This is a genomic window from Streptomyces carpinensis, from assembly GCF_002154505.1.
GTDB lineage: Bacteria > Actinomycetota > Actinomycetes > Streptomycetales > Streptomycetaceae > Streptomyces > Streptomyces carpinensis.
Genome location: NZ_MUBM01000035.1, coordinates 39,759 through 59,701, shown reverse-complemented (window position 1 = coordinate 59,701; position 19,943 = coordinate 39,759). Strand labels below are relative to the sequence as shown.

The 19,943-nt window shown below is 70.8% G+C and carries 19 protein-coding genes; 11 read left to right on the top strand and 8 right to left on the bottom strand.

Annotated features, from left to right (window positions below):
* The 4 genes from BZY54_RS06155 to BZY54_RS06140 form a co-directional block, all read left to right on the top strand.
* On the top strand, window positions 1-318 hold a 318-nt coding region (locus BZY54_RS06155), incomplete at its 5' end, for a transglycosylase SLT domain-containing protein (RefSeq protein ID WP_158103820.1).
* Between the two features lie 312 nt (window positions 319-630).
* Complete coding sequence (locus BZY54_RS06150; RefSeq protein ID WP_086723513.1) at window positions 631-1,572, top strand: ABC transporter ATP-binding protein; 942 nt, start codon at window positions 631-633, stop codon at window positions 1,570-1,572.
* On the top strand, window positions 1,569-2,936 hold the full coding sequence (locus tag BZY54_RS06145; protein WP_086723512.1) for an ABC-2 family transporter permease: 1,368 nt from the start codon (window positions 1,569-1,571) through the stop codon (window positions 2,934-2,936). Before BZY54_RS06150 ends, BZY54_RS06145 begins: the two co-directional genes overlap by 4 nt.
* A gap of 4 nt (window positions 2,937-2,940) precedes the next feature.
* Window positions 2,941-5,688 carry a bifunctional YncE/alkaline phosphatase family protein gene (locus BZY54_RS06140; protein WP_086723511.1) on the top strand — a complete coding sequence of 916 codons (2,748 nt, stop codon included), beginning with the start codon at window positions 2,941-2,943 and terminating at the stop codon, window positions 5,686-5,688.
* A gap of 98 nt (window positions 5,689-5,786) precedes the next feature.
* Here BZY54_RS06140 and BZY54_RS06135 read toward each other — a convergent pair whose 3' ends face one another.
* On the bottom strand, window positions 5,787-6,239 hold the full coding sequence (locus tag BZY54_RS06135; protein WP_086723510.1) for a flavodoxin family protein: 453 nt from the start codon (window positions 6,237-6,239) through the stop codon (window positions 5,787-5,789).
* Between the two features lie 140 nt (window positions 6,240-6,379).
* Here BZY54_RS06135 and BZY54_RS06130 point away from each other — a divergent pair, with 140 nt between their 5' ends.
* Window positions 6,380-7,105, top strand: a complete 726-nt coding sequence (locus BZY54_RS06130) for a DUF4253 domain-containing protein (protein ID WP_244216988.1) — start codon at window positions 6,380-6,382, stop codon at window positions 7,103-7,105.
* A gap of 91 nt (window positions 7,106-7,196) precedes the next feature.
* Here BZY54_RS06130 and BZY54_RS06125 read toward each other — a convergent pair whose 3' ends face one another.
* The 6 genes from BZY54_RS06125 to BZY54_RS06100 all read right to left on the bottom strand — a co-directional run bounded on the left by BZY54_RS06125 (window position 7,197) and on the right by BZY54_RS06100 (window position 12,821).
* Window positions 7,197-7,751 (bottom strand): YciI family protein, encoded by a 555-nt coding sequence (locus BZY54_RS06125; protein WP_086723508.1) that lies wholly within the window; start codon window positions 7,749-7,751, stop codon window positions 7,197-7,199.
* A 74-nt stretch (window positions 7,752-7,825) separates the two neighbouring features.
* The gene (locus BZY54_RS06120; protein WP_086723507.1) at window positions 7,826-8,554 is read right to left on the bottom strand and encodes an aspartate/glutamate racemase family protein; all 729 of its coding nucleotides are present in this window, start codon (window positions 8,552-8,554) and stop codon (window positions 7,826-7,828) included.
* Between the two features lie 130 nt (window positions 8,555-8,684).
* The gene (locus BZY54_RS06115; protein WP_086723506.1) at window positions 8,685-9,704 is read right to left on the bottom strand and encodes a sigma-70 family RNA polymerase sigma factor; all 1,020 of its coding nucleotides are present in this window, start codon (window positions 9,702-9,704) and stop codon (window positions 8,685-8,687) included.
* A gap of 158 nt (window positions 9,705-9,862) precedes the next feature.
* A complete protein-coding gene (locus BZY54_RS06110) occupies window positions 9,863-10,084 on the bottom strand; it encodes an alpha/beta fold hydrolase (RefSeq protein ID WP_143668010.1) in 222 nt (73 codons plus the stop codon).
* A gap of 418 nt (window positions 10,085-10,502) precedes the next feature.
* Window positions 10,503-11,237 (bottom strand): class I SAM-dependent methyltransferase, encoded by a 735-nt coding sequence (locus tag BZY54_RS06105; RefSeq protein ID WP_086723504.1) that lies wholly within the window; start codon window positions 11,235-11,237, stop codon window positions 10,503-10,505.
* 273 nt (window positions 11,238-11,510) lie between these two features.
* Window positions 11,511-12,821 (bottom strand): MFS transporter, encoded by a 1,311-nt coding sequence (locus tag BZY54_RS06100; RefSeq protein WP_086723503.1) that lies wholly within the window; start codon window positions 12,819-12,821, stop codon window positions 11,511-11,513.
* A gap of 286 nt (window positions 12,822-13,107) precedes the next feature.
* Between BZY54_RS06100 and BZY54_RS06095 the strand changes: the two genes are divergently transcribed.
* From BZY54_RS06095 to BZY54_RS06070, 6 genes are all read left to right on the top strand, one after another.
* A complete protein-coding gene (locus BZY54_RS06095; protein ID WP_158103819.1) occupies window positions 13,108-14,487 on the top strand; it encodes an aminotransferase-like domain-containing protein in 1,380 nt (459 codons plus the stop codon).
* 154 nt (window positions 14,488-14,641) lie between these two features.
* Complete coding sequence (locus BZY54_RS06090; protein ID WP_086723501.1) at window positions 14,642-14,875, top strand: hypothetical protein; 234 nt, start codon at window positions 14,642-14,644, stop codon at window positions 14,873-14,875.
* Window positions 14,876-15,003: 128 nt separating this feature from the next.
* Window positions 15,004-15,300, top strand: a complete 297-nt coding sequence (locus tag BZY54_RS06085) for a hypothetical protein (RefSeq protein WP_086723500.1) — start codon at window positions 15,004-15,006, stop codon at window positions 15,298-15,300.
* Between the two features lie 306 nt (window positions 15,301-15,606).
* Window positions 15,607-15,888 (top strand): hypothetical protein, encoded by a 282-nt coding sequence (locus BZY54_RS06080; RefSeq protein WP_086723499.1) that lies wholly within the window; start codon window positions 15,607-15,609, stop codon window positions 15,886-15,888.
* Between the two features lie 212 nt (window positions 15,889-16,100).
* Entirely contained in the window at window positions 16,101-17,099 is a 999-nt protein-coding gene (locus BZY54_RS06075; RefSeq protein WP_086723498.1) for a DUF1259 domain-containing protein, read from the top strand.
* Window positions 17,099-18,304, top strand: coding sequence for a cytochrome P450 (locus BZY54_RS06070; protein WP_086723497.1), 1,206 nt, complete (start codon window positions 17,099-17,101; stop codon window positions 18,302-18,304). Before BZY54_RS06075 ends, BZY54_RS06070 begins: the two co-directional genes overlap by 1 nt.
* A gap of 424 nt (window positions 18,305-18,728) precedes the next feature.
* Here BZY54_RS06070 and BZY54_RS06065 read toward each other — a convergent pair whose 3' ends face one another.
* A complete protein-coding gene (locus BZY54_RS06065; RefSeq protein ID WP_086723496.1) occupies window positions 18,729-19,853 on the bottom strand; it encodes a PP2C family protein-serine/threonine phosphatase in 1,125 nt (374 codons plus the stop codon).
* Window positions 19,854-19,943 lie beyond the last annotated feature (90 nt).

The window sequence follows — 19,943 nt, the reverse complement described above, 5'->3', positions numbered from 1 at the left end:
AACAACCTCGACGGCTGGATCAGGCAGTCCCTGGACATCATGAAGGCCAAGGGCATCCCCGGCAGCTACGACGGCCTCAAGCGCAACATCATGCGCGAGTCCAGCGGCAACCCCAACGCCCAGAACAACTACGACGTCAACGCCAAGAACGGAGTCCCCTCCAAGGGCCTCCTGCAGGTGATCGACCCCACCTTCAACGCGTACCACGTCGCGGGCACCGCCAACAACATCACCGACCCGGTGGCGAACATCACCGCGGCGGCCAACTACGCCGCCCACCGCTACGGTTCCATCGACAACGTCAACTCCGCCTACTGAGTCGACGCATCCCAGCACCGCAGGGCCGGTGCCGGCAGCGACATCCGCTGCCGGCACCGGCCTTTCGCATTCTCTGACGCCGAGTCACGAACTTCGGCGCGTCGCCCGATCCAAGCCTGGTCAGACCCGCTGGAACCGCATCCGGCCTGACGGGACCTCAAACCGGAAGCCACTGCGGGAGCTTCAGGAGGCCTCCGGGTCATCGGAGGGCGAACGCCGATCGTCTTCCGTTCCGTGATCGTTCAACCAAGCGTTCCTGATTGCGTTGTGTCCCCTCCCTAACCTCCTTGAGGGTTTCGGTAGAAGGGGCTCATGGACACACGTCTCGCCATCCGGGCGCGCGGGATCACCAGGTGTTTCGGGGATGTCGTGGCACTCGACGGCATCGATCTGGATGTTGCGCAGGGACAGATCCACGGTCTGGTCGGACCGAACGGCGCCGGCAAGACAACGTTGCTCGGCCTCCTGCTGGGCCTGGCCGTCGCCGACAGCGGCCGCCTCGAGATCCTGGGCACGCCGGTCGGGCGGGCGCTCGCCGCTCCCGACGGTGTCGCCGGCTTCGTCGACGGGCCCGGTCTCTATCCCTCGCTCACCGCACGGCAGAATCTCGCCGCACTGGCCGCTCTGCGCGGCCACGACACGCGGACGACGGAGATCGACGACGTGCTCGACCAGGTCGGGCTCACCCATGTCGCCGAGGACCGGGCCCGCGGCTTCTCCCTCGGCATGCGTCAGCGGCTCGGCCTCGCCGCCGCCCTGCTCACCAGGCCCCGGCTGCTCGTGCTCGACGAACCGTCCAACGGCCTCGACCCGGCCGGCAAGAGGCACGTACACGGTGTCCTCACCCGGCTCGCGGCCGACGGAACAAGCGTCGTGCTCTCCAGCCACCGCATGGACGACCTCGAGGCGCTGTGCTCCGAGGTCACCATCATCGCCACCGGACGGGTCGTCTTCTCCGGCCCGCTGAGCAAGCTGGCCGCCGAGAACCGCGAACTGGACTACCGGCTGCTCACCTCCGATCCCGAGGCCGCCCGCCAACTTGCGCTCGACACCGCGGGGATCCGGGTCGTCGAGGGCGCCGGGGCCCGGCACGGCGCGGACGGGCTCGTCGTGCGCGCGCTGGTGCCCGCGCTCGACGAACTGGTGGTGCGGCTCGTGCAGGCGGGCGTCGCGTTGCGCGAACTGGCACCCGTGATGTCGCCGCTCGAGGCCGCGTTCCTCGCCCTCACCGACCAGCAGGAGGCCGGCCGATGACCGCGACCGTAGCCGTCGACCACACTTCCGGCGCCCGGACCGTCCGCGTCTCGGTGGCGCGCGGCTACCGCTTCGAGCTGGTCAAGCTCGTCTCCCAGTGGCGGATCCGCCTGCTGGTCCTCGCCTGCTGGATCGCTCCTGCTCTCTTCGTCGCCGGCGTGAGCCAGCAGGCCACGCTCCCCGTGGACACCCTCTTCGGGCGCTGGATGCACGCCTCCGGGTGGGCCGGCCCGCTGGTGATGCTCGGTTTCGCCGGGGCCTGGGCGCTCCCGCTGCTGACCTCGATGGTGGCCGGTGACGTGTTCGCCTGCGAGGACCGGCTCGGCACCTGGCGCCAGTTGCTCGTGGCGGTCCGCTCGCCTCGGCGAATCTTCGTGGCGAAGGTGGTCGCCGGCCTCACCGTCCTGCTGCTGCTCGTGGCCGGGCTGGCCTGCTCCAGCGCGGCCGGCGGCCTCGTGACGGTGGGAAACCATCCGCTGGTCGGCCTCGACGGCCATCTGCTGACGCCGTCGGACGCCGCGATCAAGGTCCTGCTCGCCTGGGTCTGCGTGCTCGCCCCGACGCTGGCCCTCGTCGCGATCGGACTGCTCGGCTCCGTCGTGCTGGGGCGCTCCCCGATGGGACTGCTGCTGCCCGCGCTCGTCGCGCTCACGATGCAACTCGCCCAGATGCTGCCGCTGCCCGTCGCCGTGCGACTCGCCCTGCCCGGCTACGCCTTCATCGCCTGGAACGGCCTGTTCACCGACCCGGCACAGCTCGGCCCGCTGCTGATCGGCGTCGTGGTCAGCCTGGTGTGGGCCCTGATCGCGACGGCGCTGGCGTACCTGCTCTTCCTGCGGCGCGACTTCACCAACCTGACCGACGACGGCTCCGGGCGCCGCGCGCTCACCGCCGGAGTCCTGCCGCTCGCCGGGCTGGTCGCCGCGGGCGTCGCGGTCATCGCCGCGACGACCACAGCCCCGGCCTCGGGCTCCGGGATCTCGCAGGACAAGGTGCAGCGCTCGGTCGCCACGGCGTTCGCCCACCTCTATCGCATGCAGACCGACCAGCTGAACCGTCCTCACGTCACCGAAGCGCAGCTGAAGGCCACGGCGACGTGCAGCAAGGGCAGCGTCAAGGTCGCCGCCGAGGGCCCCGGCAACGACTGGCGCTGCGTCGTCTCGTGGCATCTCCCCGACGTCGAGGCCACCGGCACGGCCATCTACCAACTCGACGTCACCTCAGACGGGCGGTTCGTCGCCGACGGCGACGGACCGAAGGAAGTGAACGGCTACTTCCTGGTGCGGACCCCGACCGGGGACGCACCGAACCCACTTTGGCAGTTCGACGGCAACGTCGAGCTTCTTCGCACCTCGAAGGGATGACCCCATGCAGGTAACACGCCAGCGCCGGTCTGCCGAGACGCGCGTTCTCGGCAGACGCATCGGCCGCCGGACCACCCTCACGGCAGCCGCCACCGCGGTCGTCCTCGCCACCACGGCCGGCATCGGCTACGCCCAGACCCACCAGTTCGGCACCGACCAGGTCGGCCAGAGCACCGACAAGGGCCAGGTCATCTCCAGTGACCAGTACATCGCCCCGTACGGTGACCGCCTCGTCATCGACAACGGCAAGATCATGTCGTCCTCGGTCAGCCCGGACGGCACGCACATGGCGGCTTCGGTCACCGACGGTGGAGCCGCCCTGGCCATCGTCGACGTCAAGAGCTGGAAGGTGCAGCAGGTCGTCGGCACCGCCGCGTCGTCGACCCCGCGCCTGAGCAGCAACTCCGTGGGCCAGGAAGGCCCCACGTACTCGCCCGACGGCAAGCAGCTGTGGCTGGGCCAGACCGACGGCTACACCAGGTTCACGGTCAACCCGGACGGCACTGTCGGCAACCCGACGTCGATCACGATCCCCGCGGACGGGTCCAAGCACGCGCTGGTCGGCGAGGCGGTGTTCTCGTCCGACGGCTCCACCGTGTACTCCGCGGTCAACGGCCAGAACCGGGTGGTCGCCATCGACGCGGCGACCGGTGCCGTCAAGCAGAGCTGGAGCGTGGGCAACGCCCCGCGTGACATGGTCCAGGTCGGCAACCGGCTCTACGTCAGCAACGAGGGCGGCCGCCCGGCCAAGCCGGGCGAGACCACCATCAACTCCTACGGCACCCAGGTGCCGGCCGACCCGAAGACCGGCGCCACCACCACCGGCACGGTCAGCGTCATCGACCTGTCGAACCCGGAGGCCGCCCCTGCGAGCATCGACGTCGGTCTGCACCCGACCGCCCTGTACGCCAAGGGCAAGGCGCTGTTCGTCACCAACACCGCCGACAACAACGTGTCGGTCATCGACACCGACAAGAACAAGGTCGTGCAGACCATCAGCACCCAGCCGTGGCCGGAGGCGAAGGTCGGCTACGAGCCCAACGCGGTGACGCTCACCGACGACGGCCGCCTGCTGGTGACGCTGGGCCGCGCCAACGCCGTCGCCGTCTACCGGTACAAGAGCCCGCTGGAGCCGGTGAGCTACGTCGGCCTCCTCCCGACCGACTACTTCCCCGCGGAGATCACGACCGTCGGCAAGCAGGTGCTGGTCTCCAACACCCGTGGTGTCGACGCCCGTCGTCCCACCACCGCCGGTGGACACGGCACCCACGACACGACCTCGAGCCTGACGCGGTTCACGCTGCCCGACGACAGCGTCATCAGGTCCGAGACGGCCAAGGTCTTCCAGCAGAACGGCTGGAACGCCGGCTCGGTCAAGACGTCCAACGGCAAGGGCAAGGCGAAGCCGGTGCCGGTCCCGGTGAAGCTCGGCGATCCTTCGACGATCAAGCACGTCTTCATGATCGTCAAGGAGAACCGGACCTACGACCAGGTCTTCGGTGACATCCCCCAGGGCAACGGCGACCCGTCCGTGACGCAGTTCGGCGAGAACGTGACGCCGAACCAGCACGCGCTGGCCAAGCAGTTCGGGCTGTACGACAACACCTACGACATCGGCACGAACTCCGCCGAGGGTCACAACTGGCTGATGCAGGCCGACGACCCGGAGTACACCGAGTCCTCGGCGGGTGAGTACGCGCGCAGCTACGACACCGAGAACGACGCACTCGGCCACCAGAAGTCCGGCTTCATCTGGACCGGTGCGCAGGCGGCCGGGAAGACCGTACGGGACTTCGGCGAGTTCCAGTCGATCGAGAGCAAGCCGGCCGGCGCCACCTGGCAGAACCTGTACTGCGACGCCAAGAACATGGAGTCGACCGGCCAGAAGACGGCCTACCCGATACAGACGGGCTCGGCCATCCCGTCGCTCAACGACGTGTCGGTGCCCGGCTTCCCGATGTTCGACACCAGTGTCCCGGACGTCTACAAGTACCAGATCTGGAAGCAGGACTTCGAGAAGAACGGTCCGGCCAACCTGAACATGTTCTGGCTCTCCAACGACCACACCGGTGGCCCGGCGAGCGCAGCGGCTCAGGTCGCGGACAACGACCTCGCGGTCGGCAAGATGGTCGACGAGATCACGCACAGCAAGTACTGGAAGGACTCGGCGATCTTCGTCGTCGAGGACGACTCCCAGGCCGGTCTCGACCACGTCGACGGCCACCGTGCGCCGATCCAGGTCATCAGCCCCTGGGCCCAGCACGGCAAGGTCGACAGCCGCTACTACTCGCAGATCACGATGATCCGCACCATCGAGCAGATCCTCGGGATCAAGCCGATGAACCAGAAGGACAGCGCGGCCACCCCGATGGCCGGGGCGTTCACCACCAAGCCCGACTACACGCCCTTCACGGCGCTGCCCAACCGGACCTCGCTGACCGACGGTCTGAAGACCCCGCCTTCCTGCGGTGTGGACACCCCCGCGCCGCAGGACCCCAAGGCGGCGGCCGTGCCGTCGTCGAAGGTGCCCGCGGACAAGCAGCAGCTCGCGGGCCAATGGGACCAGTGGAAGTCGAAGCAGAAGCTGACCGGGCCGGGCGCGGTGCCCGACTACGCCAACCCTGCGCAGATGAACCACCTCACGTGGTACGAGACGCACAACTGGACGAAGCCGTACCCCGGCGAGAAGAAGATCTACGCGCCGAAGGACGTGCCGGGCGCCTACATCCCGTCGTCGGAGTCCGACGGCTGACGTAGGCTCACCCCCTCACGGCCCCTGGCCGGCGCCCGCCGCCGGCCAGGGGCCCGTTTCGTCCTCTGTGCGAGCAGGGGTCGGCGAGGGCGGCGGGATCAGGCCGTCAGACCTGCCGCGACCGTCGCGCCCAGTTCCCAGCACGCCTCGGTGTCGGTCTTGTCCGGCTCGCCGGTCACGGTCACCGCATCCGCCGCTCGTCGCCAGCCCAGGCCCGTCGTGATCGACTCGATCCCCCGTACCGCTCCCGTCACGTCGTTGCCCCCGTGGACGTAGAAGCCGAACGGCCGGCCACGCGTGGTGTCCAGGCACGGGTAGTAGATCTGGTCGAAGAAGTGCTTGAGGGCACCCGACATGTAGCCGAGGTTCGCCGGGGTGCCCAGCAGATAGCCGTCGGCGGCCAGCACGTCGGAAGCCGTCGCGGCCAGCGCCGCCCGCCGCACCACCCGTACGCCCTCGATCTCCGGCGCCGTCGCACCCGCGACGACGGCCTCGAACAGCGCCTGGCACTTCGGCGACGGCGTATGGTGCACGATCAGCAAGGTAGCCACACCCCGAACCCTGCCCCGACGACCCCTGCGGCCGCAACAACCGGCCGACTCCGATGTCAGAGGCACGCCCTACAGTTCGGCGCATGGTCCTGACACCGCCTCATGGATTGCCTCCCGGTCGGACCCTGCCCTGTGGCCAGGTGCAGGTGTGGGTCTCCGACGAGTGCCCTGAAGACCTCCAGCGGTTGTGGTCCCGCCTGCTGGGCGAGCGGAAGGCGACCGGACTGGTTCCGCTCCTGGGCTGCCCGTCCCCGGACACGGCGCTGGACCTGGAACAGGTCGACGCCGTCTCCTTGCCGGACGTGCTGGCGGCCGACTTCGCCGAGTACCGCCGCAGAAGGCTTCCCTTCTGGACGGATCCGACGCCGGACCCGGTTCCCGAAGGAGTCGCGCCATGGCCGCACGACCCGGGGCCGCCCTTCGACCGGTGGCCGGGCATGGCCCCATCGATGCCCGTGACGCCCACCGACCCTACGCCCGAGGAGGCCGCGGCGAGAACGCTCGCCTCGCTCATCGGCACGGGCCGGTTCGGTCCGGTCCGCTCCCGCCTCGTTCTCGTCCCCGCCTCGCGCAGCAGTGACGCCTTGGCGTTGCTCGGCCTGGACGCGGAAGCACCACTGCCCTTGCTCTGCTCGCTGCTGCGCAGCTGGGAGGACCGCTACGGCGCACGGGTGTTGGGAGTGTGCGGCGGTGAGCTGCACGTCTCGGTCGCACGCCCGCCCGCGGACCCGGCACAGACCCAACTGCTCGCCCTGGAGCACGTGCTGTCGACCGCGGACAACATCGTCGACGACCCGCCCACACCGTTTCCCGAGTACGCCGCGGGACTTGCGGGGCGGACTCACTGGTCGTTCTGGTGGGACTAGGACCTCTCGTCCGGATCATGCCGGGCTCGCGGGGTCTGCCCTGATCCAAACGAAAAACCCTGGCGATGCCCGGCGTTCGGACGTCCTCGGTTCATGACGGCCGCCCGCCGAACTGCCAGTTGTGGACCTCGATGCCGGCGTACCGGTTCGGGGTCAGGACGGCGCGTGCCGTATCCGGGTCCGACGCCCGGATCAGCACCGCCGTACCCAGCCAGGTGGTGCCGTCGTCGGACAGCAGTGGCCCGTACGCGATCAACCCGTCCCGCTCGCGCGGCAGAGCGAGGTCGGCGGGGGCGTGCCCCGAGCCGAGGCCGAGCACCAGGTACCGGTTGCCGCCGGTCCGGCCACCGGGGAAGTCCCACATGGTGCGCCCGAGCGTGTTGCGCCAGCGGCGCACCATCACGTCCCGGTACGCGCCCGCCTGATAGTTCGGCTCGTCGAAGGCGAACGCCCGGGCGGCGGCGGGATCCGGCAGGTCGACGATGTGCACACTGCCGGTGGGCGTGTCCCCGTCGTCGGCGAAGGTCGGACCGCGGGCGATCAGCTCCTTCGCGTACCGGTCCATGTAGGACCAGTGCTCTTCGACCAACTCGTGGCGCAAGGCCGCGGAACCGGGCCGATCACGGTGGTAGCAGAAGTACTCCATGGTCACAGTCTTCTAGCACCCCGCGCACAGGCGAAGCCACCGGATTGTCGTGCGCCGGCGGGTGCGGTTCGCGGTCAGGTGCTGTACGGCCCACCGCGCCAGGAGGGCAGCGCCCGCTCCCCGACGGCCACCTCGTAGGCCGCTTCGGCCAGGAGGCGAGTGGAGTCGAGCGTGGGCAGCGGCGAGACCTCGGGCGTCACCAGGAGGGGGATCTCCGTGCACACGAGTGCGACGGCGTCGCAGCCCCGCTCGGCCAACCCGCTGATCACCCGAAGGTACTCCTGACGCGAGGCGTCGGTGAGCACCCCTCTGACCAGCTCGTCGAAGATGATCCGGTCGAGCACCTCTCGGTCGGCCGGTTCGGGCAGTTCCGCGGCGATCCGGCGCGCGGCGAGCGCGCGCGGATGGATCGGCCCGTCCATGGTGTACTTCGTGCCGAGTACGGCGACCCGGCTGTGGCCCTCTCGGGCGGCCTGCTCGGCGACCACCTCGGCGATGTGCAGGCCCGGCAGGGCGAGGTCGGGGCCGGGGCGCTCCAGGGCCAGGTGGGCGGTGTTGTCCGGGCAGGCGAAGAACGCCGCGCCGGCGCGGGCCAACCGGTCCACGCTCACGGCGAGGGTGCGTCTGACCGCGTCGTGGTCACCGGAGTCCCAGGCCGCCATGCTGTGGCCGAAGGCGATGTAGTCCAATGTCACGTCCGGGTGCACATGGCGGCCCGTCCGCTTGAAGCCCTCCTCGCAGTAGGCCAGGAAGTTGAGCGCCGCGCCTCCCGTGCTGTGTGCCAGGATGCCGAAGTGATGCATGGTGTCCTTGTGTCGAGAGTGTGGATGACCGGCGATCGTCGCCGGCCGCTCGGTCGCGCTCCGAGGACACCCAGTGTGCAGGCCTGTCGGCGCTCGGTATCAGGTTTCCGGTCCTCCGTCCCGCGTCCGGTCAACTCGCCCACGCCTGGAGCCGCTCGCCCGGCTCCTGCTCCCTGAGCAGCGCCAGGGACTGCTTCTCCAGCTGCCGCACGCGCTCGCGCGTCAGGCCGATGTGCTCCGCGACCTGCTGAAGAGTGCGCGGCCGTCCGTCGTGCAGGCCGTACCTGAGGCTCAGGATCAGCGCCTCGCGAGGCGCCAGGGTGTCCATGGCCTCGCGCAGCTCCTCGGCGAGCGCCTGGTACTCGGCGACTTCGGGGGCCTGGAGCACCTCGCTGTCGGGAATCAGGTCACCGACCACCGTCTCCCCGGTGTCGTCCACCGGGGTGTCCAGACTGATCACCTGCCGGCCCACGCGGCGCAGCCACGTGACCCGGTCCTCGGCGATGCCGCCCTCCCGGGCGACCTCCTCGACGGTGGGCTCGCGGCCGAGGCCGAGCTGCAGCTTGCGTTCGACCTTGGCGAGTTTGTGCAGCTGCTCCACGACGTGCATCGGCAGCCGGACCGCGCGGGCGTGCGTGGCGAGGCCACGTTCGATCGCCTGGCGGATCCACCAGGTGGCGTAGGTGGAGAACTTGAATCCCTTGGTGTGGTCGAACTTCTCCACGGCCCTGATGAGGCCCAGGTTGCCTTCCTGAATGACGTCGAGCAGGGGCAGACCGCGGTGGGCGTGCCGCTTGGCCATGGACACAACCAGCCGGAGGTTGGCCCGCACCATGTGGTCCTTGGCCTCCTGGCCGTCGTGCACGGCGATCTCCAGCTCCCGTCGGCGTTCCGGCGTGAGCTCGCGCTCGTCGGCCTCCGCCTGCGCCAGTTCCTCCGCGGCGTGCACACCGGTCTCGATGCGCCGCGCCAGCCGTACCTCGTCGTCCGCGTCGAGCAGCGGGGTCGCCCCGATCTGCCGCAGGTACTGACCCAGCAGATCCGGGTCCCCGTCCAGCTCGGGGACCGGGTTGTGCCGCTTCGTGGCGCGGACCGGGGCCCTACGGCCGTCCCGTACGGACGCTGTCTTCTTCGGTGTCGCCGGAGCCATTGCGCTCCTCATTTCCTCGCGTCCAAGAGCAACCGGGTACCCGACGGGTCGGAGGGCGTGCCGGTCAAATGCGAAAAACAATCCATGGTCTGATCCCACCCGGACGATCCGCCCCGGTCCGGCGGCGGAAGCGGCCGCACCCCAGTGGTCTCCGCGGATCACGGGGCGGCCAGGAAGTCGACGATCACCGCGGTGAGCTCCGGGGCGGCGGCTGCCGCCCAGTGATCTCCGGGCACCACGACGCGAGCACCGTGCGGGAGCAGCGAGGCCGGCCGGTCGGCCGCGGCCGCACGCTCGTCGTCGCCTCCGACCACCACGAGCGTCGGCACCCGGACACGAGCGACGAGTTCCACCGGCGTGGTGACGACCGAATCAACCACGTGAAGCAGCATCACCCGGTCCGCATCACCCCCGGAGCCACTGCTCGGCCTGCCCTTCCGGCGAGTCCGGCTCGAACGTCCCGAACCCGGCCGGAACCCGCTGGGAGGGTCCGCCTTCGGCACCGGCGCCGAGCACCTGACGCAGTCCCCGGCCCGCGACCACCGCCCGGCCCGGAGTGGCGCCACGCACCAGCGCCCTCCCCACGATCCGCGCCCCGGGCGAGTATCCGTCGAGGTCGCAGTCGTCCGGTCCGTCCAGCCCCAGGTGCTCCAGGAGAGAGAAGACGTCGTCGGCCAGGATGTCGCAGGGGCGGGCGGCGGCGTCATGCGCTCTGGCGCTCCCACCGTGCCCGCGAAAGGTCCGGCATGATCACGCGGCGACCGCGCGCGGCGATCGCCTCGCTGTTCCTGCTGCCCCCTAGGCGTCGCGTCGGAAGAGGGCGGCCCACAGGAAGGGTTCGCCGAAGTACGGGGACTCGGGCGGCTCGTCGCGCATGAGGCGGAGTTCGACCTCCGTCAGGTCGGAGAAGATCCGGCGCAGGGCCTGCGGGGTGTAGGCGAGCCCGCCGTGGAGACGGGCGTCGCGGTAGAAGGCCGCGTCGGGGAGGTCCGATCCCCCCGCCTTCCCGTCGGTGAAGCAGGTGAGCGCGAAATGGCCGCCTGGCGCGAGGAGCCGGTCCAGCAGGGAGAGATAGCTGATGCGGCGGTGGGGCGGCAGATGGTGGAAGCAACCCGAGTCGTAGATCAGGTCATAGCGTCCGCCGAGCTCGGTGCCGGCGAGGGTGAAGGCGTTCCCCTGGTGGAACCGGATGCACGCCCCGGCCTCACGGGCGCGCTCCTCGGCCCAGCCGATGGCTGTCGGGGACAGGTCGACGGCGTCCACCTGGAAACCCAGGGAGTCCAGGTGGAGGGCGTTGCGTCCGGGCCCGCAGCCCAGGTCGAGCGCCCGGCCCGGGGTGATGAGCCCGCGGTCGACGTACGAGGCGAGGTTCTCGTCCGGCTTGGCCGCGAAGAACGGCACCGGCCTGGAACGGTCGGCATAGAAGGTGTCCCACCAGGAGGCCGCGTCGCGCGTCCAGCGGTCGGCCTCCGGCGTGAACAGGCCGTCCAGCAGTTGCAGGACGTCCTCGACGGTGCGGATGTTCCGGTCCATCCGGCCCCCTTTCGCAATGGGGGGACAGTACGGCCGGACATCACGAAATCCCAGATCACCGTGTACGTCTCGGAGGCGTGGACGGGTGATGGCGAGGTTCTGAGGAGAGTCGGCGAGCTGCGGTCCGGGGCCTGTGCGCACGGCCGCCGTGTCCCCCTCCGAAGGGCGTCACGGCGGCTTCCCGCGCGGCGCACGAGCCGATTTCTGAAATTCTCTCGCCGTGCTCGTCGCACCGGATCCCGCCGTACTCGTCACACGGGATCCCGGTCTCTGTCACGGAGTCGAGTTCCGGGTGGGACTCGGGGTCCGAGCCGGCGTCGCCGGCAGGTCCGCCGCGTGCGCGAGGCCCGCGGGGGCCGGGGGCTGCGGCATGGCCGTCACCTTCCGTACGGCGGAGAACACGACGGGCAGGGCGGACACGGGCGCGGCCAGTGCGCAGGCGATCACGGCGAGGTGCAGGCCGAGCAGGTCGGCCAGGAACCCGCCGGCCGCGGCGCCGAGCGGCATGGTGCCCCAGATGAGGAAGCGGTTCGCCGCGTTCATCCGCGCGAGGAAGTCGTCCGGCGTGGTGGCCTGGCGAAGGCTGACGGCGTTCACGTTCCAGACGCTGACTCCGATCGCGGTCACCGTGAATCCGAGGAGGAGCCAGGCGGTCGTACCCGTGCGCGGCGCCCAGGCGGCCAGCAGAAAACCCGCGTTGAGGGCGGCGCCGACCGCGATGGCCGGCCCCACCCCGATCCAGGCGTTGAGCCGCGGAGTGAGGAGCGAGCCGGCGAGGTAGCCGAGTCCCGCCACCGCGAGGACGGTTCCGACCGTGGCCGGAGAAAGCCGCAGCTCACGCACAGCGTAGGTGAGGAAGACGGCCAGCAGTCCCTCGGTCCAGAAGTTCAGCCATGCCGCGCCGACGGCCAGCGGGCGGATGTAGGGATGGGTCAGGCAGAAGCGCAGCCCCGCGCGGATCTGGACAAGCAGGCTGCCGGACCGGGCAACGGCCGGTGGGGAGGGGATCGGGGGCAGGCCGCGCAGCAGGAGGGCGGAGACCGCGTAGCTCAGTGCGTCCACCGCCAGGGCGAGGGGGGCGGTGAGCACCTGGACGAGGGCGCCGCCGATGGCCGGTCCGGACGTCTGGGCGGTGGCCCGCACCGTCTCCAGCCGTGCGTTGGCGGGTGCTATCTGGTCGGGCCCGACCAGCGCGGGCAGCACCGAGAGCGAGGCGATGTCGAAGAAGACGCTGAGGGTGCCCACGGCGAGCGCGACGAGGTACAGCTGAGCGATGGTCAGCCCTCCGGCCAGCTGGGCGACCGGCAGGGTGGCGAGCAGCACGCCACGCCCCACGTCGCAGAACACCATCAGTCTTCGCCGCTCCCAACGGTCCACCCAGGCTCCCGCCGGCAGACCGAGCAGCAAGAAGGGAGCCGTGCCCGCCGCCGCGAGCAGCGCCACCTCGGTCGGCGAGGCGTGCAGCGCCACGAGGGCCGTCAGGGGCAGCGCGAGCACCGACACCTGCGTGCCGATCAAGCTCACCCCGGACGCCGCCCACAAGGCGCGGAATCCGTGCTGGGACCACACCGGGTGCCATTGCATGGTCTGTCTTCCTTCCGAAGAGCCGAAGGATTGACACCATAGGAACGACACTCAAGGGTGTCAATTGATCGGAGCGATGGTGTCAATTACCAGCCGTCGTGACGCCGAGCCATCCCGAACGGCCGCGCTGCGACCTTCGAGAGCGCGCGAATTGCGGAGGTTTTTGGTGGGAAGCATTCAGGCGGATTCCCATCCTGAGACCGTCCCGATCGACACCGTGCTAGGGTGTCAATCCGTTTCGGGGCGATCCAATGGGCCGTGAGTGCTGCCCGGCGAGGTGATGTCAATGCCGCACAGTCAGTGGGTTCCCGGCCCCCTGCCCGAAGGGCGCCCCACGTACGTGGGGCTGGCGGACGTGCTGGCCGGCGACATCGCACGCGGGCGGCTGCGGACGGGTGACCGTCTGCCGCCGCACCGGCACCTGGCCCGGACCCTCGGTGTGACCGTCGGCACCGTCGCCCGCGCCTACGCGGAGGCGGAGCGCCGCGGCCTGGTGGGCGGCGAGGTCGGGCGGGGCACCTTCGTCCGTTCCGGGTTCGGACTGGCCGAGGCCCCGGGCTCCACCGAGATCGACCTCGCCTCGCTGCACCCGCCGATCACCGACGACGTCGACCCCGCCGCCCTGCTGGGCGCCACTCTCGGCGCACTGGCCGCCGACCCCGGCGCACTCCGGTCGGTGGTCGGCACCGAGCACGGCAAGGACCTGCCGGCCCACCGCGCCGCCGCGGCCACGTGGGTGGCCCACGCCGGGTTCCGGCCGCCGCCCGAGCGGGTCGTGCTGACCGCGGGCGCGCAGCACGCCCTGACCGCCCTGCTGCTGGCCCTGGCCGCGCCCGGCGGGGTGGCCACGACGCCCCTGACCAATCCGGGCCTGATCGCGGCGGCCCGGCAACTGGCCCTGCCGGTCCTCGCCGTGGAGAGCGACGAGGAAGGGATGCTCCCGGACGCGCTGGCCGACGTGTGCGCCTCCGGCCAGGTCTCGCTGGTGCATCTTCAGCCGACGCTGGCCAACCCGAGCGGGCGCGGCATGCCCGCGACCCGCCGGGCCGCCCTCGCCGAGGTTTGCGCGCGGGCCGGCGTCTGGGTGCTGGAGGACGATCCGCTGGGGCCTCTGGACGCCCGGCGCCCCGAGCCGGTGGCCGCTCTGCTGCCGGACCGCACCTGCTATGTGACCAGCACGGCGAAGGTGCTCGCCCTGGGCCTGCGCATCGGCGTGGTCGCCGCCCCCGAGGGGGCCTATCCGGATCTGGCGGCCGCCGTGCGGGCGACCACCTGGCTCACCGCCCCCCTCCTGGGCGAGGTCTTCACCCGCTGGGTGGACGACGGCGTCGCCGACCGGATCGTCGCCGCCCGCCGCGCCGCCGTGCAGAGCCGCAACGCGATGGCCGCGGAGATCCTCGCCGGCCCCGGTGTCCACGCCGACCCGGCGGCACCCCATCTCTGGCTGCCCCTGCCCGAGCCATGGGGCGTCGGCCAGTTCACCGCGGCGGCCCGCGACACCGGTGTCCTGGTCTCCCCCGGCGACGAGTACATCACCAGCCGACGACAGGCCGCTTTCGGCGTCCGCGTCGGCCTCAACGCGGACATCGACGACGACATGCTGCGCCGGGCCCTGCTGAGCCTGGTGAGCCTGATCCACACCAGCCCCCGCGGCTCGAACGGCTGACCCGCGCGGCACCCGTGCCGCGCGTCGTTCACCCGGTCGGATCACGGCGTGGACCGCGGAGTTGCGTCGCCGAGGGCCCGGCCACAGGCTCGTGGGAGTATCGGCGGCCGGGGCCACGCTCCGGTCCGCCGCGGGAAGCGGATGGAGGAAGTCGATGGCGACGTGCGAAGTCTGCGGCAACGACTACGAGTTGGCCTTCGAAGTACGAGCCGCCGGAGCGGTGCACGTCTTCGACAGCCTGGAGTGTGCGGCCCAGCGCATGGCTCCGATGTGCGACAACTGCAACTGCCGGATCCTGGGCCATGGGCTGCAGGCGGACGGGCAGTTCTTCTGCTGCGCCCACTGCGCACGGCAGAAGGGCCACGCCCAACTGGTCGACCACGCCTGAACGACGCAACGGCAGTCGTGGCGTACTGCCCGCGGCCCGGCGCCTCGACGCCGCGTGCCGCGGGTTCGGCCCGGGGGCGCTCTGCGCCCGGGCCGGCAAAGGGACTCGGCGGTGCGGAGGAGGCCACTGTGGAGGAGTACTACGTCTGGGTGACGACACGGCGCCTTCAGCCGGGCACCTTGGAGGAGTTCGAGAGGTCGTGGCGCCCCGACCCCTATCCGCGGGGCCTGCACCGCTCCTACGCGTACTGGTCGGAGGACGGACTGGAGATCACCGGTGTGTCGTTCTGGGAGTCCCAGGAGGCCTGCGACTCCTGGCGGGCCTCCGAACCCGAGGCGCAGCGGCGCGCGGCCATGGCCCCGTACGTCGTCGAGGAGCGGGAGGGTTTCTACCGCGGCCGCCAACTGGCCGTTCCCCAGCGGTAGCCGCGGGGCAGTTCGCCGTTCCGCAAGGGCAGCCGTCGGGCAGTTCGCCGTTCCGCAAGGGCAGCCGTCGGGCAGTTCGCCGTTCCGCAAGGGCAGCCGTCGGGCAGTTCGCCGTTCCTCAGCGGTAGCCGTCGGGCAGCCGGTCCGGGTGTGCCGCAGGCCGGGTCCGGTGCCGCAGTTTCCGACTCGCCGCGACGGCACACGCCCGCCGCCCACACGGACTCGCCGCCGGGACCGGCGGGGACGGCCGTGCGGCCCGGTCCGAAGGCGTGTCGGCCGGGCGCACCTACTGTGAAGGCTGAGGGCATGAGCGAGATCGTCGTCGTGTACGAGCTCGACAGACCGGTGGCCACACGCCCCGCTCCGGGGCCGGCGGGTGGTGGTCAACGGTCCGTCCGCAGGGTGCACGCGGCGCCCACCGCCCCGGGCTCGCGCACCGCGACGGGACCGCGCACGCTGTGCGGCAAGGACACCTTCGCCATGGAGACGGCTCCTTGGAAGCCGTCCGAGCACCCGGGAGCGCCCTGGTACCCGGCGGAGTACCGATCCGTGGTCTGTCCCGACTGCGATGCCGTGATCGAGACGTGACCGACCAGCCCGGGGACGGCTCCAGGTGGGCTCCGGCGGCTCTCGGTGACGTCCGCCCCGCCTGGGTGCACACCGGCCGTCGTGCCTCCTGTTCTCCTGACCTGACACTGCGTCACGTGGGGGCGAGCTGTTAACCCACGTGATGGATGTGCCGGTGCGGGTCACCGGGCCGTGCGATCTTCCGTGCTTCCATCACGCCAGGAGGCACAGACATGGCTGACGACCGACAGCAGAACACCCACTCCCGGCTCACCGCGCCCCGGCGCCGAGTGCTGGCAGTGGCGGCACTGACGCCCGTACTCACGGGGGCGCCGGCCGCCGCCGGCGCAGTGCCCGCAAGACGCGCGCCCCGCGCGCTGGTCCAGCCGGTCATGACCCGGCTGGCGGACTGGACGGACGTGGGCCGGGCCCTCGGCCGGCTCGGCGACATGAAGCGGTTCATGTACCACACGGGGCTGCCGCGCCGGGACCTCAGGGTCTTCTCCCACGGCGTCCGGATCAAGCCCGCCCTCGCCCTCGGTACGCACGTGTCCTTCGTCCGGTACGCCGACCACAGCACGCTCCTCATGGGCGACGTCGTCGTCACCGAGCACGAACTGCAGGAGTTCATCGACGTCCTGCACAAGCACGGGATCATGCTGACCGCCATCCACAAGCACCTGCTCGCCCATGAGCCGAACGTGTGGTGGATCCATGTGCACGCCCACGGCCACGACCCGGTCGCCGTCGCCGAGGGTCTGCGCGCCGCGTTCGACCGCACCGGCACGCCGCCCGCCGTGCCGGTCCAGGCCGCGCGGCCCGGCGCCCTGGACACCGCCGCGATCGACGCGGCGCTGGGCGTCAAGGGCTACTTCGACGAGGAGATCTACAAGTGCACCTACGTCCGCCGTGAGACCATCGCCGACGGCCATCTGATGCTGCCTCCCGGCCTGGGCGCCACCACCTCCGCCAACTTCCAGCCGCTCGGCGGCGGGAGGGCCGCGCTGAGCGGCGACCTGGTGATGACCGCCCAGGAGGTGCAGCCCGCCCTCGTGGCGCTGCGGCGTGGTGGAGCCGAACTCGTCGAGGTGCACCACCACAACCTGACCGACGACCCGCGCCTGTTCTTCGTCCACTACTGGGCCGTCGGTGATGCCGTGAGGCTCTCCAAGGGCCTGCGCCGCGCCGTGGACACCACCAATGTCGTACCGATGTCCGGAGGAGCCGGCTGATGCCCGGGGACCATGAACCGATCACCTGTCCGTTCGACTACAGCGAAGCCCTGGAGTTCGACCCCGCGCTCGCGGACCTGATGCGCCGCGGTTCCCCCGCGCGGATCCGGCTTCCCTACGGCGACGCAGACGCCTGGCTGATCACCGGCTTCGAGTCCGTCAAGCAGGTGACCACCGACCAGCGGCTCAGCCGGGCCGGCATCATCGGCCTCGACTACCCGCGGATGACGGCGGAGCCCATCGTCTCGCCCGAGTCGATCAACGTGATGGACCCGCCGCACAGCAGCCGGGTACGCCACCTGGCTTCCCAGGCCTTCACCCAGCAGCATGTCGACGGCATGCGGCAGCGCATCGTCCGGCTCGCCGACCAGCTGCTGGACGAGATGGAGCAGGAGGGCCCGCCGGCGGATCTGGTCCGGCACCTGTCGGACCCCCTCCCCCAGCACACCGTCCTTGACCTCCTCGGCATCGAACGGCAGGAGTGGCCCCGCATCCAGGAGTCCTTGCACCAACTGCTCGTCGTCGGTGCGGACAACAAGAAGACCGCCGCGACCGCCAAGGCGGATCTGACGGCCTACTTCGGCAAACTCGTCGAACAGCGCCGCACCTCACCCGGCAGCGACCTCATCAGCGCGATGGCCGCGGCCCGGGACGGTGAGGAGCAGCTGGACGACAGGGAACTGGCGGTCATGACGCTGATGCTGGCGCTCAGCGGCCAGGACACGGCGACCTGCCAGATCAGCGACATCGTGTACCTGCTCCTGACCCGTCCCGAGCTGATGGAGCACCTCAGGCGCCGGCCGGAGACCCTGACCGACGTCCTGCACGAGATGCTCCGCTACATCCCGTTCCGCAAGGGGGTCGGAATCCCGCGGGTGGCTCTCGAGGACATGGAACTGGACGGTGTGCGGATCCGGGCGGGCGACTTCGTCCACGTGTCGTACCTGACGGCCAACCGGGACCCGGAACGCTACCCGAACCCGCACGCCATCGAACTCGACCGGCCGAACAGTCCCCACATGACCTTCGGCTGGGGCGGGCACCGGTGCATCGCGATGCCGCTCGCCATGGCCGAGCTGGAAGTGGCCATCGGGCGGCTCGTGGAGCGCTTCCCCGGGCTGCGGCTCGCGGTGCCGCCCGAGGAGCTGCAGTGGGACACCAGGACGATCCGGCGGTTTCCGCTGGAGCTGCCGGTGGCCTGGTAGCGGCCGCGGGCGTCCGGATCACCGGAAGTCACCGGGACGGACACCTTGTGGCGAGGCGGCAGCGGCGCCCGGCCTTCATGCCGGGCGCCGCTGTGCGCCGTCCCCGCCTCCCGGGGACGGGTGGAAGGCGGGGACCCTTGGTCTCGGCATCCGCACCCCGGCCCGAGGGCCGGGGCGACGACAGGCCCGCGAAAGCCGAGGCGACGAAAGGTAGCGCCATGCGGCGGGGGTGTCGTTCCTCCGCAAGGGTGAAGCCCTGGCCACGCGTTCGCTCCGGGGCAAGCGACATGCGTCCGCTTCCGCACCAGGGCCTCGGCCGCTTCGAGCACGGGACATACGCCCGCTCCGGGCCAAGGCCTCGACCGGTTCGAGCACGGAACATACGCCCGCTCCGGGCCAAGGCCTCGGCCGCTCCGAGCCAGGCCTAGCCGATCCGGTCGACGGCGACCATCGCCACATCATCCACCAGGCGGTCCTCGGTGTGGACGACCAGACTCTGGTGCAGTTGCTCCAGGAACTCCCGCGGGGTGCGGGCGTGGCGCGCCGATTCCATGTGCTCGGGCAGGGCGAAGAAGTCGTTGGCACTGTTGCGGGCCTCGATCACTCCGTCGGTGTGCAGCAGCAGCCGGTCACCGGGCAGGAACGGATAGCGCTCCGGCTCGGCGGGAGGCCCTGCGACGAGGTCCTCCAGGCCGAGGGGCGGCTCCGGTGAGCCCGGCACCAGGGCCTGTACCCTGCCCCGGCGCAGCAGCATCGGCGGCGGATGGCCGCGGTTGACCACCTCGACCACGGATCCGTCCGGCACCTGGGCCACGACCGCGGTGACGAAACACTCTCCCTCCTGTTCGGCGCCGGCGGCCTCCTCGACCGCGGACTCCCGTCGCAGCGCGGCCGAGCAGTGGTTCATGACCTCCCTCAGGTCCTCGTCGTAGTGAGCGGCCTCACGGAAGGCACCCAGCACGGCCGCGGCCGCGCGCACCGCGGGCAGCCCCTTGCCCCGGACGTCCCCCACGATCATCCGGACCCCGTAGCGGGTCTGCACGGCCTCGTACAGATCACCCCCGATCTGCGCGCCGGTCTCGGCCGCCAGGTACATGCTCGCCGCCCGCACCGGTCCCAGCCGTGCGGGGACGGGGCGCAGCAGAACGCTCTGTGCCGCCGCCGCGATCCGGCGGATCTGGTCGAGTTCGCTCTGCCTGCGCGCCTGCATGGTGCGGCTCAGGGTGACACTGGCCAGGGACACCACGAAGAGGCCGGCGAGGTTGCTGTAGACCTGCTCGCCGCGCCATGCCCCGTGGAGGGTGCCGCTGATCATGCTGACGGCGAGAGCTCCGGCCGCGGCCGCCAGGGTTCCTTTGGGGCCCATCGTCAGCGACGCGAGTGCCGGCATGGCGGTGATCAGAGGGCCGGTATACACCATGTGTCCGGGTGAGAGCTCGATCCCGAGCCCCAGCAGCACGATCAGGAACGGCACACACTGGGCGAGTCTGAGCAGGACCTCGCCACCGCCCGAACTGCATTGCCGAGCTGAGCGGGAGAGCAACCGCATGAGTCCAGCCTGCCTCGCCGCCGATGAGTGTTCCACTCGTCGTCGGACGTGAAGTCCGGCCGGTGATCGCGGCCCTACCGGCGGGGTCCG

Excerpts from the sequence above, each read along its gene's own strand:
- BZY54_RS06115 (WP_086723506.1), bottom strand. The coding sequence starts at position 9,704 with ATGGCTCCGGCGACACCGAAGAAGACAGCGTCCGTACGGGACGGCCGT.
- BZY54_RS06065 (WP_086723496.1), bottom strand. The coding sequence starts at position 19,853 with ATGCGGTTGCTCTCCCGCTCAGCTCGGCAATGCAGTTCGGGCGGTGGC.
- BZY54_RS06080 (WP_086723499.1), top strand. The coding sequence starts at position 15,607 with ATGAGCGAGATCGTCGTCGTGTACGAGCTCGACAGACCGGTGGCCACA.
- BZY54_RS06145 (WP_086723512.1), top strand. The coding sequence starts at position 1,569 with ATGACCGCGACCGTAGCCGTCGACCACACTTCCGGCGCCCGGACCGTC.
- BZY54_RS06075 (WP_086723498.1), top strand. The coding sequence starts at position 16,101 with ATGGCTGACGACCGACAGCAGAACACCCACTCCCGGCTCACCGCGCCC.
- BZY54_RS06090 (WP_086723501.1), top strand. The coding sequence starts at position 14,642 with ATGGCGACGTGCGAAGTCTGCGGCAACGACTACGAGTTGGCCTTCGAA.
- BZY54_RS06120 (WP_086723507.1), bottom strand. The coding sequence starts at position 8,554 with ATGCATCACTTCGGCATCCTGGCACACAGCACGGGAGGCGCGGCGCTC.
- BZY54_RS06105 (WP_086723504.1), bottom strand. The coding sequence starts at position 11,237 with ATGGACCGGAACATCCGCACCGTCGAGGACGTCCTGCAACTGCTGGAC.
- BZY54_RS06150 (WP_086723513.1), top strand. The coding sequence starts at position 631 with ATGGACACACGTCTCGCCATCCGGGCGCGCGGGATCACCAGGTGTTTC.
- BZY54_RS06125 (WP_086723508.1), bottom strand. The coding sequence starts at position 7,751 with ATGGAGTACTTCTGCTACCACCGTGATCGGCCCGGTTCCGCGGCCTTG.
- BZY54_RS06095 (WP_158103819.1), top strand. The coding sequence starts at position 13,108 with ATGCCGCACAGTCAGTGGGTTCCCGGCCCCCTGCCCGAAGGGCGCCCC.
- BZY54_RS06140 (WP_086723511.1), top strand. The coding sequence starts at position 2,941 with ATGCAGGTAACACGCCAGCGCCGGTCTGCCGAGACGCGCGTTCTCGGC.
- BZY54_RS06100 (WP_086723503.1), bottom strand. The coding sequence starts at position 12,821 with ATGCAATGGCACCCGGTGTGGTCCCAGCACGGATTCCGCGCCTTGTGG.
- BZY54_RS06070 (WP_086723497.1), top strand. The coding sequence starts at position 17,099 with ATGCCCGGGGACCATGAACCGATCACCTGTCCGTTCGACTACAGCGAA.